This window comes from Dryocola baronae (assembly GCF_051297175.1).
GTDB lineage: Bacteria > Pseudomonadota > Gammaproteobacteria > Enterobacterales > Enterobacteriaceae > Dryocola.
The window spans coordinates 1972730-1987594 of sequence record NZ_JBINNY010000001.1; the positions used below are offsets into that span (position 1 = coordinate 1972730).

General features: G+C 56.1%; 16 protein-coding genes. 9 read left to right on the forward strand and 7 right to left on the reverse strand.

Annotation, left to right across the window (positions count from 1 at the left end; translation table 11 throughout):
* Nucleotides 1-45: 45 nt before the first annotated feature.
* Nucleotides 46-810: a copper homeostasis protein CutC gene (gene cutC, locus ACSPHG_RS09195; RefSeq protein WP_435953166.1), complete on the forward strand. Its 765-nt coding sequence runs from the start codon at nucleotides 46-48 to the stop codon at nucleotides 808-810.
* 321 nt (nucleotides 811-1131) lie between these two features.
* Here cutC and cmoB read toward each other — a convergent pair whose 3' ends face one another.
* The 5 genes from cmoB to ACSPHG_RS09220 all read right to left on the reverse strand — a co-directional run bounded on the left by cmoB (nucleotide 1132) and on the right by ACSPHG_RS09220 (nucleotide 4871).
* A complete protein-coding gene (cmoB, locus tag ACSPHG_RS09200; RefSeq protein WP_435953167.1) occupies nucleotides 1132-2103 on the reverse strand; it encodes a tRNA 5-methoxyuridine(34)/uridine 5-oxyacetic acid(34) synthase CmoB in 972 nt (323 codons plus the stop codon).
* Nucleotides 2100-2843 (reverse strand): carboxy-S-adenosyl-L-methionine synthase CmoA, encoded by a 744-nt coding sequence (gene cmoA / locus ACSPHG_RS09205; protein WP_435953168.1) that lies wholly within the window; start codon nucleotides 2841-2843, stop codon nucleotides 2100-2102. Before cmoA ends, cmoB begins: the two co-directional genes overlap by 4 nt.
* Nucleotides 2844-2880: 37 nt before the next feature.
* Entirely contained in the window at nucleotides 2881-3276 is a 396-nt protein-coding gene (locus ACSPHG_RS09210; RefSeq protein WP_435953169.1) for an MAPEG family protein, read from the reverse strand.
* A gap of 69 nt (nucleotides 3277-3345) precedes the next feature.
* Nucleotides 3346-4164 (reverse strand): DUF72 domain-containing protein, encoded by an 819-nt coding sequence (locus ACSPHG_RS09215; RefSeq protein ID WP_435953170.1) that lies wholly within the window; start codon nucleotides 4162-4164, stop codon nucleotides 3346-3348.
* Nucleotides 4165-4304: 140 nt separating this feature from the next.
* Nucleotides 4305-4871, reverse strand: coding sequence for a hydrolase (locus ACSPHG_RS09220; protein ID WP_435953171.1), 567 nt, complete (start codon nucleotides 4869-4871; stop codon nucleotides 4305-4307).
* Between the two features lie 260 nt (nucleotides 4872-5131).
* Between ACSPHG_RS09220 and aspS the strand changes: the two genes are divergently transcribed.
* The 6 genes from aspS (at nucleotide 5132) to ruvB (ending at nucleotide 10719) form a co-directional block, all read left to right on the forward strand.
* Nucleotides 5132-6904 (forward strand): aspartate--tRNA ligase, encoded by a 1773-nt coding sequence (gene aspS, locus ACSPHG_RS09225; RefSeq protein WP_435953172.1) that lies wholly within the window; start codon nucleotides 5132-5134, stop codon nucleotides 6902-6904.
* 60 nt (nucleotides 6905-6964) lie between these two features.
* A complete protein-coding gene (nudB, locus tag ACSPHG_RS09230; protein WP_435953173.1) occupies nucleotides 6965-7474 on the forward strand; it encodes a dihydroneopterin triphosphate diphosphatase in 510 nt (169 codons plus the stop codon).
* A 23-nt stretch (nucleotides 7475-7497) separates the two neighbouring features.
* Nucleotides 7498-8241 (forward strand): YebC/PmpR family DNA-binding transcriptional regulator, encoded by a 744-nt coding sequence (locus ACSPHG_RS09235; RefSeq protein WP_435953174.1) that lies wholly within the window; start codon nucleotides 7498-7500, stop codon nucleotides 8239-8241.
* A gap of 43 nt (nucleotides 8242-8284) precedes the next feature.
* The gene (ruvC, locus tag ACSPHG_RS09240) at nucleotides 8285-8806 is read left to right on the forward strand and encodes a crossover junction endodeoxyribonuclease RuvC (protein WP_435953175.1); all 522 of its coding nucleotides are present in this window, start codon (nucleotides 8285-8287) and stop codon (nucleotides 8804-8806) included.
* A gap of 272 nt (nucleotides 8807-9078) precedes the next feature.
* On the forward strand, nucleotides 9079-9690 hold the full coding sequence (ruvA, locus tag ACSPHG_RS09245) for a Holliday junction branch migration protein RuvA (RefSeq protein ID WP_435953176.1): 612 nt from the start codon (nucleotides 9079-9081) through the stop codon (nucleotides 9688-9690).
* Between the two features lie 21 nt (nucleotides 9691-9711).
* Nucleotides 9712-10719: a Holliday junction branch migration DNA helicase RuvB gene (ruvB, locus tag ACSPHG_RS09250; protein WP_435953177.1), complete on the forward strand. Its 1008-nt coding sequence runs from the start codon at nucleotides 9712-9714 to the stop codon at nucleotides 10717-10719.
* 139 nt (nucleotides 10720-10858) lie between these two features.
* Here ruvB and znuB read toward each other — a convergent pair whose 3' ends face one another.
* Together znuB and znuC are read right to left on the reverse strand one after the other, a co-directional pair.
* A complete protein-coding gene (gene znuB, locus ACSPHG_RS09255; RefSeq protein WP_435953178.1) occupies nucleotides 10859-11644 on the reverse strand; it encodes a zinc ABC transporter permease subunit ZnuB in 786 nt (261 codons plus the stop codon).
* Entirely contained in the window at nucleotides 11641-12396 is a 756-nt protein-coding gene (gene znuC, locus ACSPHG_RS09260) for a zinc ABC transporter ATP-binding protein ZnuC (protein WP_435953179.1), read from the reverse strand. The genes znuB and znuC overlap by 4 nt, the downstream gene beginning before the upstream one ends.
* Nucleotides 12397-12475: 79 nt before the next feature.
* On the opposite strand from znuC, the gene znuA reads away from it, so the two are divergent.
* Together znuA and mepM are read left to right on the forward strand one after the other, a co-directional pair.
* Nucleotides 12476-13420, forward strand: a complete 945-nt coding sequence (znuA, locus tag ACSPHG_RS09265) for a zinc ABC transporter substrate-binding protein ZnuA (RefSeq protein ID WP_435953180.1) — start codon at nucleotides 12476-12478, stop codon at nucleotides 13418-13420.
* 15 nt (nucleotides 13421-13435) lie between these two features.
* Entirely contained in the window at nucleotides 13436-14761 is a 1326-nt protein-coding gene (gene mepM / locus ACSPHG_RS09270; RefSeq protein ID WP_435953181.1) for a murein DD-endopeptidase MepM, read from the forward strand.
* Nucleotides 14762-14865: the final 104 nt, after the last annotated feature.

The window sequence follows — 14865 nt, forward strand, 5'->3', positions numbered from 1 at the left end:
CCCCTGATACAATCGCAATGCTTAAGAATTTTTAAGGAGTTATCAATGGCTAAGCTGGAAATATGCTGCTACGGCATCGACTGTGCCCTGACGGCAGAACAGGCCGGAGCAGATCGAATTGAGCTATGCGCAGCGCCTAAAGAAGGCGGTCTTACGCCTTCAGCGGGCGTGCTGCGAAAGGTGAAGCAGCTGGTGTCGATTCCCGTTCATCCTATTATTCGCCCGCGCGGCGGCGATTTTTGCTATTCGGAGCGCGAGTTCGAAACCATGCTCGAAGATATCGCGTATGTGCGCGATCTGGGCTATCCGGGGCTGGTAATCGGCATGCTGGATGAGGAAGGGCACATCGACATGAAGCGCATGGCGCAGGTGATGGACGCAGGCCGGGGCATGGCCGTTACGTTCCATCGTGCGTTCGATATGTGCCACAACCCGACGCAGGCTTTAGAGCAGCTCGCGGATTTGGGGGTTGCGCGCATCCTTACTTCCGGCCAGCAGCAGAATGCTGAATTAGGACTTTCACTGCTTAGGGAACTAAAAGGACATTCCCGCGCTCCAATCATTATGGCGGGTGCCGGGGTGCGCTTAAGCAACCTGCAAAAGTTTGTTGAATCCGGGATTGATGAGGTTCACAGCTCCGCCGGGCAGTCCGTAGCTTCTTTAATGCGCTACCGCAAAGCGGGCGTTTCGATGAGCGCGGATGCCGAAGCCGATGAGTTTAATCGCTACTGCGTGGATGCTGACGTGGTAGCGGCAATGAAAGCCGTGCTGGCTGCTGCAAAAACGCAGCCTGACGGAAACCGTTTTTAACCGCGCATCATGTCGCCCAATATGATGTTTGCTAGTACCAGGCCCCGGTGTTTTATCGGGGCTTTTTTTATCCCCGCCGTAAGCGAAGCGGTAGTTTCTAATGAAATATTCCCAGCACTAAATCATTGCTCGCCTATACTTACTACTCACGTGGCAAATTAAGGTGAATTTTATGTCGAATTACTCTGTTTTGACGGTTAAGAAAGACGAGCCAAGCAAGTCAAAAAATACCCCTGAGAAAAAACCTCAGCCGACCAAAAAGTAGTGAAGTAGATATAAAGAAGGCCGCAATTGCGGCCTTTGTTTTTTTTACGATTTTACTTAAGGCTTACGCGCGACGAGCACGGCGCGCAGCGGGGCAGGGTAGCCTTCGATAGTTTTGGATGGATCGTTCGGGTCGAGGAAATCCGCCAGCGATTCGGTCGTCAGCCAGCTTGTACGACGCTGTTCTTCGCTTGTGGTGTAGCAATGATCGACGATGCGCACGTCCACAAAGCCGCATTTTTCCAGCCAGTTTTTCAGCGCCAGCGCTGACGGAATGTAATAGACGTTGCGCATCTGCGCGTAACGCTCCCCCGGCACCAGCACGGTATTCTCATCGCCTTCCACCACCAGGGTTTCCAACACCAGTTCGCCTTCTTTGGCCAGCTGGTTTTTTAGCTGCCAGAGATGATCGAGCGGCGAGCGACGGTGGTAGAGCACGCCCATCGAGAAGACGGTATCAAAGATGTTCAGCTCCGGAAGCTGTTCGATGCCCAGCGGCAGCACGTGGGCACGCTGGTCGTTGCCCAACAGCTTGCGAACGGCTTCGAACTGGCAGACGAACAGCTGCATCGGGTCGATACCTACCGCCAGATGCGCGCCCGCGCCAATCATGCGCCACAGGTGATAGCCGCTGCCGCAGCCGACGTCGAGAATAGTGCGACCGGCAAGCGGGGAAATATGCGGCAGCACGCGATCCCATTTCAGGTCGGAACGCCATTCGGTGTCGATGTCCACGCCGTACAATGAGTACGGGCCTTTGCGCCACGGCATCAGGTTGCGCAGCAGTTTTTCGATGCCTAAACGCTGGCCGTCGCTGAGCGGAGCCAAAGATTCAGCGGTGACGCTGTGCAGCAGGTCAAGACGATGCGGCGTGAGCGCCGGCAGGTATTCGACCGAGTTATACCAGTGCTTGAACTGGCCGTGCAGGTTTTCACGCTGCCAGGTAGCGATCTGCGCAGGCAGGGTTTCCAGCCACGGGGCAAGCGGGCTTTTGGCGATAAGCTGATAAAAATTTCCAAAGTCGATCATGCTGGGGTTCCTGATTTCAGCGCAACTAAAGAGCCAAAGTTAAAGCACTGGAACCACAGTTCTGCGTGATCGAAGCCGGCTTGCTTGAGGCGTTTTTTATGGGTTTCTACGGAGTCGGTGAGCATGACGTTTTCCAGCATGCTGCGCTTCTGACTGATTTCTAGCTCGCTGTAGCCGTTGGCGCGCTTAAAGTCGTGATGCATGTTGAACAGCAGTTCGCCGACCTCAGCGTCTTCAAAGCTGAATTTTTCGGACAGCACCAGCGCGCCGCCCGGGTTCAGACCTTGATAGATCTTTTCCAGCAGCAGCTGGCGGTCAACCGGCTCGAGGAACTGCAGCGTAAAGTTCAGCACCACCATTGAGGCGTTTTCAATGACGATATCGCGGATATCGCCCTCAATCACCTCAACCGGGGTCTGCGCCTTGAACGCGTTGATATGGCGACGGCAGCGCTCAACCATGGCCGGGGAGTTGTCCACGGCGATGATTTTGCAGCCGTCGTGCTGGATGTTACGGCGTACCGAAAGTGTTGCCGCGCCCAGCGAGCAGCCAAGATCGTAAACCTGGCTGCCAGGCATGACGAAGCGCTCGGCCAGCATGCCAATCATCGAGATGATGTTGGAGTAGCCCGGCACCGATCGTTGGATCATGTCCGGGAAAACTTCGGCCACGCGTTCATCAAAGGTCCAGTCGCCAAGCTGGGCGATGGGGGCGGAAAACAACATATCGCGGTCAGACATAACTTTAATCCGAAAATTCAAAGTGGCGTATTTTGCGTTAATGCAGCGAGAAAACCAACTCCCACGGCATATACCACAGGTTAGCCAGCACCATTAGCAACAGCGAGCTCCACGTGGCGCTCATGCCGGAGCGACGCCAGCGAATCAAACGGTGATGAAAACCGTAGTAATGCATCAGGCGGCCTACGATCAGCAAAATACCGCAGACGTGCACCATCCACGTTTCAGCGCCATTCATCTCCATCAGCAACAGCAGCAGCAGGGCGATGGGAATGTATTCCACCGCGTTGCCGTGAATGCGGATAGCGCTCTGGAGTTCGGTAAAACCGCCGTCGCCATAGGAGACACGGTATTGCAAACGCATACGCACAACATCAAACGAAAACTTAATCAGGAGCATTGCACCCAGCACGGCGTAGAGCGCGCTTACCATACTCACTTCCTTAAAGGATAGATTTTGCGGCGCTATGATAGCAGCGCAAACGGTAGGATGTCGCTATCCCTAAAAAAGGGAGTTTTGCTGGGGGATGGCAGGCTCGTCGCCGATGCCGGGAAAAGCGTTCTGCAGGCCCGGCCACAGGGTATGAACCAGCTCGTTGACGTGCCCGATATCCGGCGTATGCAGGAAAAGATACGGCGTGGATTTTTCTTCCCATTTCGGCAGGGTTTTCAGCCACACGCCGAAAAGCTCGAGGTTTGTGGTCATGTCGTCGCTGCCGATAAATCTCACCAGCGGGTTGGCGGCGGTGAGCACGGCGTGAACCGGTACCCTGGGCTTTTTGCGTTGTGCTTCGCGTATCGCCTCGCTGTGCGGCATCGCGCTGTGAACCGGGCGGCTGTCAAGAATCGCGCGGTTTACGCCGCGCTCGTGCAGGCCGCGGTTTAGCGCCTGTTCGTCGGGGCTTTTATCGAAGAACGACTGATGGCGGACTTCAACTCCGTAGGTAAAATCCTTCGGCAATGCGTCAAGAAAACCCCACAGGGCGGGTAAATCTGCCGGACCGAACGTTGCCGGAAGCTGGAGCCAATATTGACCTATTCGTCCGGCAAGCGGCGACAGGCGGTCAAAAAACTCGATGGTCAGATCGCCGCACTGGCGCAGGGCGGCCTGGTGCGAAATCGTTGCCGGAAACTTAAAGCAAAAGCGGAATTCGTCGCTGGTTTGTTCATGCCAGCGCAGCACGGTTTCCGCCTTTGGCAGGGCGTAGAGCGTCGTGTTGCCTTCCACACAGTTAAAGTGGCGAGCGTAATCTTCCAGAGAAGTTATCCCCAGCCGCACCCACTTAGGATGCGACCACTGGGGAAGACCAACGTAAATCATCCTACCCGTCATCCTTCAAGCTGTAGGGGTGTTGGCTACACTCCCTTACCCCAGTCACTTACTTAAGTAAGTGACTGGGGGTTCACTCCCTAGCCGCCTACCCACAACTCGAATGATATAGGGTAGACGACGTAAAATTATTAAAGCGCAGAGATAATTTCTTCCGTGCTGCGCACGCGGCCAATACGCGGGAAGATATTGGTCATGCTGCCCTGGTGCTGGTCGGCGCTTGCGGCACTGCACGCGTCTTCGGCAATCACCAGGTTGAAGCCCAGTTCCCACGCGTTGCGGGCGGTGGATTCCACGCCGATGTTGGTGGAGATACCGCACAGCACGATGGTGTCGATGCCGCGACGGCGAAGCTGCAGCTCAAGATCCGTGCCGTAAAACGCGCCCCACTGGCGTTTGGTGACCTCAATGTCGCTGTCCTGCTTGCCGAGCGCTGGCGGGTAAATCCACCAGTTGTCCGGCAGTGCGTGGGCGGGGGCCTGTGCGTCTACCGGCTGTTTGAGCGCTTCGGCAAAGTCTTTTGACCAGCCGACGCGGACCATGACAACCGGCGAGCCGTTGGCGCGGAATTTATCAGCTAGCTGAGCCGAGCGGGTCACCACATCCTGCGCGGTATGCGGGCCGCCGGCAAACGGCAGGATACCTTCCTGAAGATCGATAACGACCAGGGCGGTGCGGGAAGAATTCAGTTCGAGCATGGCGTGACTCCGGTTCAAAATTGGTTTGCGGCGAATACCTTACGACGGAAGCCGCGTTGCACAGTTTACTATTTTTGTTAATTTTTGTGAGTTTTGGCGAAACAAGAGGCGTTGAAAGCTTTCAGAGCGTCGCATCGGGGTTATCGCCGGAGAGAATTTCCATTATAATAGCCCCCTTTTTTCATCCAAACGATGCATACAAAAATAGTGGCCGCCGTTGCAGGATGTGGACGGTGCGCGGCTAATTTAAGGGATATCTCATGCGTACAGTATATTGCGGGCAGCTCAATCAATCCCATGTGGGACAACAAGTAACGCTGTGTGGTTGGGTCAATCGTCGTCGTGACCTCGGTAGCCTTATCTTTATTGATATGCGCGATCGCGAAGGCATCGTGCAGGTGTTTTTCGACCCGGACCGTCAGGACGCGTTCCAGCTTGCCTCCGAACTGCGTAATGAGTTCTGCATTCAAATCACGGGCACCGTACGTCCGCGTGATGAGAAAAACATCAACAAAGATATGGCAACCGGCGCCGTGGAAGTGTTTGCGACCGATCTGACCATCATCAACCGTTCAGAATCTTTGCCGCTCGACTCCAACCACGTTAATACCGAAGAGGCGCGCCTGAAGTTCCGCTACCTGGATCTGCGTCGCCCCGAGATGGCAAACCGCCTGAAAAAACGCGCCAAAATCACCAGCTTCGTGCGCCGCTTTATGGATGACCACGGTTTCCTCGATATCGAAACCCCAATGCTTACCAAAGCCACGCCGGAAGGTGCGCGCGATTACCTGGTGCCGAGCCGCGTTCATAAAGGCAAATTCTACGCGCTGCCGCAGTCTCCTCAGCTGTTCAAACAGCTGCTGATGATGTCCGGCTTCGACCGCTACTATCAGATCGTAAAATGCTTCCGTGACGAAGACCTTCGCGCCGATCGCCAGCCGGAATTCACCCAGATCGACGTCGAAACCTCCTTCATGACCGCACCACAGGTGCGCGAAGTGATGGAAAAACTGGTGCGCGATCTGTGGCTGGACGTACAGAACGTTGACCTGGGCGACTTCCCGGTAATGACCTTTGCCGAAGCCGAGCGCCGCTACGGTTCTGATAAACCAGACCTGCGTAACCCAATGGAGCTGGTGGACGTTGCTGACCTGGTGAAAGACGTAGAGTTTAAAGTCTTCTCCGGCCCGGCTAACGATGCCAAAGGCCGCGTTGCCGCACTGCGTGTGCCGGGTGGCGCACAGTTAAGCCGCAAACAGATTGACGAATACGGCAAGTTCATTGAAATTTACGGCGCGAAAGGTCTGGCTTATATCAAAGTCAACGAGCGCGCTAAAGGCATTGAAGGCATTACCAGCCCGGTTGCCAAGTTCCTGAACGCCGAAATCGTTGAAGAAATCATGACCCGCACCGGCGCTGCCGACGGCGATATGATCTTCTTCGGCGCGGACAGCAAGAAAGTGGTTGCCGACGCGCTGGGCGCACTGCGCCTGAAAGTTGGTAAGGATCTGAAGATCACCAACGAAAGCGCGTGGGCGCCGCTGTGGGTTATCGACTTCCCAATGTTCGAAGACGACGGCGAAGGTGGCCTGACCGCGATGCACCACCCGTTCACCGCGCCAAAAGACATGACGCCTGAACAGCTGGCAGCAGACCCGGAATCTGCCGTGGCTAACGCCTACGACATGGTGATCAACGGTTACGAAGTGGGCGGCGGTTCCGTACGTATCCACAACGGCCAGATGCAGCAGACCGTGTTCGGCATTCTCGGTATTAATGAAGAAGATCAGCGCGAGAAGTTCGGCTTCCTGTTAGACGCGCTGAAATACGGCACGCCTCCGCACGCGGGCCTGGCGTTTGGTCTGGACCGTCTGACCATGCTGCTGACCGGTACCGACAACATCCGTGATGTTATCGCGTTCCCGAAAACCACCGCCGCGGCGTGTCTGATGACCGAAGCGCCAAGCTTTGCTAACCCGCAGGCGCTGGCCGAGCTGGGCGTTGCGGTCATTAAAAAGGCCGAGAAAGAATAACATGGCCTGCATACACGCAATCATTCACGTTGCGTCGAGGCGGCAACTGCGTGAATTCCCATGAGCATAGATAACTGTGTGAATGGGAAGAATGAAGGCAGCCAACAAAGAGGCAGCGTAAAGGATAAAGTGTATAAGCGTCCCGTTTCGGTACTGGTCGTGATTTTTGCCCAAGATACCGGACGGGTGCTGATGCTTCAGCGGCGTGACGATCCTGACTTCTGGCAGTCGGTTACCGGCAGCCTGGAAGAGGGGGAAAGCGCGCTGCATGCCGCACTTCGCGAAGTAAAGGAAGAGGTCGATATTGATGCTGTTCAAGAACAGCTGGCCTTAATCGACTGTCAGCGTTGTGTGGAGTTTGAGATTTTTGCTCATTTGCGTCATCGCTACGAGCCGGGAATCATGCGTAATACGGAATCCTGGTTCTGCCTTGCGCTGCCCCATGAGCGCCAGATAACCATTACGGAGCATCTGGACTGGAAGTGGGTTGACGCCAAATCGGCGGCGGCCATGACCAAATCGTGGAGCAACCGGCAGGCGATTGAAGAGTTTGTAATTGATGCCGCCTGAAAAAGGCGCTTTTGGAGATTGTTATGGCAGGTCATAGTAAGTGGGCCAACACGAAACACCGCAAAGCGGCACAGGATGCCAAGCGCGGTAAAATTTTCACCAAGATTATTCGCGAGCTGGTCACGGCTGCCCGTCTGGGCGGCGGCGATGCAGGGTCTAACCCGCGTCTGCGTGCGGCTATCGATAAAGCGTTATCCAACAACATGACGCGCGACACTTTGAACCGTGCCATCGCGCGTGGCGTGGGCGGTGATGAAGACGCGAACATGGAAACCATCATTTATGAAGGTTACGGTCCTGGCGGTTCAGCCGTAATGGTTGAATGCCTGAGCGACAACCGTAACCGTACCGTGGCTGAAGTGCGCCACGCGTTCAATAAATGCGGCGGTAACCTGGGAACCGACGGCTCCGTTGCCTATCTGTTCACCAAAAAAGGCGTCATCTCTTATGCCCCAGGCAAAGATGAAGACACCGTGATGGAAGCGGCCCTGGAAGCAGGCGCTGACGACGTTGTCACCTATGACGACGGCGCAATCGACGTGTTCACCGCCTGGGAAGACATGGGCGCCGTGCGCGACGCGCTGGAAGCTGCCGGTCTGAAAGCGGACGAGGCAGAAGTTTCTATGATCCCTTCCACCAAAGCGGATATGGACGCGGAAACTGCACCAAAACTGATGCGCCTGATCGACATGTTGGAAGACTGCGATGACGTGCAGGAGGTTTACCACAACGGTGAGATCTCCGACGAGGTGGCGGCAACCCTGTAATGGCGTTTGCTGCGACCGTAAGCCTGTTTACGGAAGGTGCGTGATGGCGATTATTCTCGGCATTGACCCGGGATCGCGCGTCACCGGTTACGGCGTTATTCGCCAGACCGGGCGTCAGCTGACCTACCTCGGTAGCGGGTGCATTCGTACTCAGGTAACCGACTTGCCCTCGCGTTTGAAGCTTATCTACGCGGGGGTGAGCGAAATCATTACCCAGTTTCACCCGGAATATTTCGCCATCGAATCCGTATTTATGGCGAAGAACGCCGATTCTGCTCTCAAGCTAGGCCAGGCGCGGGGCGCTGCGATTGTCGCGGCGGTTAACCACGACCTGCCGGTGTTTGAGTACGCGGCCCGTCAGGTCAAACAGACGGTGGTCGGTATCGGTAGCGCAGAGAAGTCGCAGGTGCAGCACATGGTGCGAACCCTGCTAAAGCTTTCTGCCAACCCGCAGGCGGATGCGGCGGATGCGCTGGCCATTGCCATAACGCACTGCCACGTCACGCAAAACTCGATGCAGATGAGCGACACGCGCCTCAATCTGTCGCGGGGAAGATTAAAATAAATAGGGCTGGATATGTATCCAGCCTTTTTTATATGATAAGCGCAATTTCATCAAACAATACTCTAGATAGTTCAAGTTGCAGGTAGGCGGCAAGGGAGTGAATCCCCAGGAACTTACTTCAGTAAGTGACTGGGGTGACAAATCTGTCTGGAACAGATTTGAACACTGCATGCAGTGGCCCTGAAGGGGTGAGGCACACGACGTGCCGAATAACTGAGTGCAGCCAACACCCCTGCAGCTTGAAATATGACGAGTAAATGTAGGAGCTAAATGTGATTGGTCGACTCAGAGGCATCATCCTGGAAAAACAGCCGCCGCTGGTATTAATGGAAGTGGGTGGCGTGGGGTATGAAGTCCATATGCCAATGACCTGTTTCTACGAGCTGCCGGATATTGGCAAAGAAGCGGTGGTATTTACCCAGTTCGTGGTGCGTGAAGACGCGCAGCTGCTTTACGGCTTCAACAACAAGCAGGAACGCACGCTGTTCCGCGAGCTAATCAAAGTGAACGGCGTTGGCCCTAAACTTGCGCTGGCAATCCTCTCCGGCATGTCGGCGCAGCAGTTTGTAAATGCCGTCGAGCGTGAAGAGATCGGCTCGCTGGTCAAGCTGCCGGGCGTGGGTAAGAAAACCGCCGAGCGCCTGATCGTCGAGATGAAAGACCGCTTCAAAGGCATGCACGGCGACCTGTTTACGCCAGCGGCCGATCTGGTGCTCACCTCGCCGGATAACGGCGCGACGGACGACGCGGAGCAGGAAGCTGTTGCCGCGCTGGTGTCGCTGGGCTATAAACCACAGGAAGCCAGCCGTATGGTGAGCAAAGTGGGGCGCGCCAATGCCGATAGCGAAACCCTGATCCGCGAAGCACTCCGTGCCGCACTCTGAAGTCTCTAAGGTAGCTGAAGGATGATTGAAGCAGACCGTCTGGTATCGCCGGACACCATCACCCCGGATGAACTCATTGACCGAGCCATCCGTCCGCGCTTTCTGGCGGATTACGTCGGTCAGCCGCAGGTGCGCTCGCAAATGGAAATCTTCATTCAGGCGGCAAAACTGCGCGGGGATGCGCTCGATCATCTGTTAATTTTCGGCCCGCCGGGCCTCGGTAAAACCACGCTTGCCAATATCGTTGCCAACGAAATGGGCGTCAACCTGCGCACCACCTCCGGCCCGGTATTGGAAAAAGCGGGCGATCTGGCGGCCATGCTCACCAACCTCGAACCGCACGACGTGCTGTTTATCGATGAGATTCACCGTCTTTCCCCGGTTGTGGAAGAAGTGCTCTATCCGGCGATGGAAGATTACCAGCTGGATATCATGATTGGCGAAGGTCCCGCCGCGCGCTCCATCAAAATCGATCTGCCGCCGTTTACCCTGATTGGTGCGACGACGCGCGCTGGCTCGCTGACGTCCCCGCTGCGCGACCGTTTCGGCATCGTGCAGCGCCTGGAGTTTTATCAGGTCGCGGATTTGCAGCACATCGTCGGGCGTAGCGCCAGCGTACTGGGTCTGGAGATGAGCGAAGACGGCGCATTTGAAGTAGCGAAGCGCGCACGCGGTACGCCGCGTATTGCCAACCGCTTGCTGCGGCGCGTAAGGGACTTTGCGGAAGTTCGCCACGATGGCACCATCAGCGCGGAAATCGCCTCCCAGGCGCTGGATATGCTGAACGTGGACACCGAAGGCTTTGACTATATGGACCGCAAGCTGCTGCTGGCGGTGATTGATAAGTTCTTAGGTGGCCCGGTCGGGTTGGACAACCTGGCGGCGGCGATTGGGGAAGAGCGCGAAACCATCGAAGACGTGCTTGAGCCGTTTTTGATTCAGCAGGGGTTCTTACAGCGTACCCCGCGCGGACGTATCGCCACCCCACGCGCGTGGACCCATTTTGGGATTGTGCCGCCGGACGCGTAGGTTTGAATAACGTCGGGTGGCGCAACGCTTACCCGACATACATTTCATATTGGGCGGATAAGCGCCATTCGCCGAGAATTAAATCGTAATGTGGGTGATTTTGTAGGGTGGATAAGCGCCAGCGCCATCCACCGCTAGATCAGGCCGCCGTCTTCTTCGCCATACTCAACGCAAACAGCACCGCCGAACACAGCACCACCGACGGCCCGGCAGGCGTATCGTAAAACGCCGAGAAGGTTAACCCGCCCGTTACCGCCACCATGCCTACCAGCACCGCAACGCCCGCCATTTGCTCCGGCGTGCGCGCAAAGCGCCTTGCGGTAGCCGCAGGAATAATCAGCAGCGAAGTGATAATCAGCGCGCCGACAAATTTCATTGCCACGCCGATGGTCAGCGCGGTGACCAGCATCAGCAGCATTTTCACACGCTGCAGATTCACGCCGTCTACGTGCGCGAGATCCGGGCTTATCGTCATCGACAGCAGGTTACGCCACTGCCACAGCAGCACGGCGACCACAACCGCTACGCCCAGGGCAATAGAAATAAGATCCGGCATGGTAACCGACAGCAGATCGCCGAAAAGATAGGCCATCAGGTCAACGCGCACGTTGGACATCAGGCTAACCACGACAAGGCCGAGCGACAGCGCGCTGTGCGCCATAATGCCCAGCAGGGTATCAATCGCAAGGTGAGGGCGCTTCTCAAGCCATACCAGGCCGAGCGCCAGCATCAGCGTGACGGTAATCACCGCATAGAACGGGTTGATGTTAAGCAGCAGACCAAAAGCAACGCCCAGCAGCGAAGCGTGGGAAAGGGTATCGCCAAAGTAGGACATACGACGCCAGACGACGAACGAGCCCAGCGGGCCCGCCGCGCAGGCAAGCAAAATCCCGGCAAGCCAGCCGGGCAACAACAATTCAATCATGACTGGCCATTCCCTCTGCGCAGAATAATGCGTCCGGTTAGATCGTGACGGTGATTATGGTGATGGCGGTAAATCCCCAGCTGTTCCGCGCCGCGCTGGCCGAACATGGAGATAAATTCTGGGTGCATGGAAACCACTTCCGGCGTGCCCGAACAGCAGATGTGATGGTTCAGACAAAGCACGTCGTCCGTTTTTGCCATCACCAGATGCAGGTCGTGGGAAACCATCAGCACGGCGCAGTCCAGCTCGTGGCGAAGCTGGTTAATCAGGTTATACAGCGCCAGCTGGCCGTTGACGTCAACGCCCTGGGTTGGCTCGTCAAGCACCAGCAGCTGCGGGCTGTTGAGCAGCGCTCGCGCCAGCAGGACGCGCTGGTTTTCGCCGCCGGAAAGTTTTTGCATTGGGGCATCAATAAGATGCGCTGCCTGAACGCGCTTAAGCGCGGGCAAAATATCGCTCTTCTTGACGCCGGGACGCAGGCGCATAAAGCGATTTACCGTCAGCGGCAGCGTGGCATCAAGATGCAATTTTTGCGGCACGTAGCCGATGCGCAGGTCGCGGTCACGCTTGATCACGCCTTCATCCGGCGCTACCAGCCCCAGCACCACGCGCACAAGCGTAGATTTACCCGCGCCGTTTGGCCCGAGCAGGGTAAGGATACGCCCCGGTTTAAGATCCAGAGAAATGTCAGACAACACGCGGCGCTGTCCGAACGAGACGGAGATATTTTCTAGCGATACTAAATTTGTCATGAGTATTTCAGGGGTTGCAGAAGTTAGCGGATGTTATAATATCACACTTCTCACATTCGCAACGATGATAAGTCGCATTATGTTACATAAAAACACACTTCTTTTCGCTGGTTTTTCAGCCGCCCTTTGGGGTGCCGCAGTGATGCCAACGCAGGCCGCCGTAGTGGCTTCTATCAAACCTCTCGGGTTTATTGCTTCGGCTATTGCCGAGGGCGTCACAACCACGGAGGTTCTGCTTCCAGATGGCGCTTCCGAGCATGATTATTCACTTCGCCCTTCCGATGTAAAACGCTTACAGGGCGCGGACTTAGTAGTATGGGTTGGCCCAGAAATGGAAGCCTTCATGCAGAAGTCCGTAGGGCAATTACCTCAACAAAAACAAGTGACGCTCGCAGCGTTGGCGGGTGTGAAACCGCTGCTCATGAAAGGCGATGAGGATGACGAGCACGAGCACGCGGGTCATGACCATTCAGCAGAAAATAGTGATGCAGATCACCACCACGGTGAATACAACATGCATATCTGGCTCTCGCCGGAGATAGCGCGCCTGTCGGCGGTTGCAATCCACGATAAATTAGTGGAACTTATGCCCGAAAATAGAACCCAACTTGACGCCAATCTGCAGAAATTCGAGTCAGGCTTATCCAGCACTGATAAGCAGCTTGGTACCGTGCTCGCACCGCTGAAAGGTAAAGGGTATTTCGTTTTTCACGACGCCTATGGCTACTTTGAAAAACACTACGGACTGACGCCGCTTGGCCATTTTACCGTCAACCCTGAGATCCAGCCCGGTGCGCAGCGTTTACATGAAATCAGAACACAGTTGGTTGAGCAAAAGGCGGTCTGCGTTTTTGCTGAGCCACAGTTCAGGCCAGCGGTAATTCACGCCGTCGCCCGTGGTACTAACGTCCGTTCAGGCACGTTGGATCCGCTGGGGATGGACGTCGCGCTTGGTAAAGACAGCTATATGCAGTTTTTGACCGGGCTTGCGAACCAGTATGCGAGCTGCCTGAAGGGAGATTAACGAGGAAGTGAATACGTGCAACAGATAGCCCGCTCTGTCGCCCTGGCTTTTGACAACCTGTCCCGGCCCCATCGCGTTATGCTGGGGTCACTTACGGTTCTTACTTTAGCGGTCGCCGTCTGGCGGCCGTATGTCTACCATCCAGAAGCCAGCCCCGTCATTAAAACCATCGAGCTTGAAAAGAACGAAGTGCGTTCTCTGCTCCCCGAGGCGAGTGAGCCTATCGACCAGCCAACCCTTGACGAAGGCGACGACGCCATTCCACAGGATGAGCTGGACGAGAAAACCGCTGGCGAAGCCGGCGTTCACGAATATGTTGTCTCCACCGGCGATACGCTGAGCAGCATTCTTAACCAGTACGGCATCGACATGGGCGATATCAGCCAGCTCGCGGCCGTCGATAAAGACCTGCGTAACCTGAAAATTGGCCAGCAGATTTCCTGGACGCTGACCGCCGACGGCGAGCTGCAGCGCCTGACCTGGGAAATGTCCCGCCGCGAAACCCGCACCTATGACCGCTCCGGCACTACCTTCAAGCTCAGCAGCGAAATGCAGCAGGGCGACTGGGTGAACAATGTGCTCAAAGGCACCGTGGGCGGCAGTTTCGTCAGCAGTGCGAAAGACGCGGGCTTAACCAGCGCCGAAATCAGCTCCGTTATCAAAGCCATGCAGTGGCAGATGGACTTCCGCAAGCTGAAAAAAGGCGATGAATTCTCCGTTTTGATGTCGCGAGAAATGCTCGACGGCAAGCGCGAGCAGAGCCAGCTCGTCGGCGTGCGCCTGCGCAGCGGTGGTAAAGACTACTATGCGATTCGTGCGGAAGACGGCAAGTTCTACGACCGCAGCGGTTCCGGCCTTGCGAAAGGCTTCATGCGTTTCCCAACGGTTAAGCAGTTCCGTATTTCCTCAAACTTCAACCCGCGCCGCCTGAACCCGGTAACCGGGCGTATTGCTCCGCATAAAGGCGTCGACTTTGCGATGCCGCAGGGCACGCCGGTGCTGGCGGTGGGCGACGGCGAAGTGGTGATGGCAAAACGCAGCGGGGCGGCAGGCTTCTTCGTGGCTATTCGTCATGGCCGCACCTACACCACGCGCTATATGCACCTGAAGAAACTGCTGGTGAAACCAGGCCAGAAGGTGAAACGCGGCGACCGTATAGCGCTTTCGGGTAATACCGGCCGCTCTACCGGCCCGCACCTGCACTATGAGGTGTGGATCAACCAGCAGGCCGTTAACCCGCTGACGGCGAAACTGCCGCGTACCGAAGGGTTGACCGGTTCGGATCGCCGCGATTACCTGGCTCAGGTGCGCGAAGTGGTGCCGCAGCTGCGCTTCGATTAATCTCGTGCAACACGCATAAACGGAAAGCCGGTGCCTCAGTACCGGCTTTTTCTTTTGTCTGTCAGCAGTTACGCCGCTAAACTACATCTAAATTCATATCATCA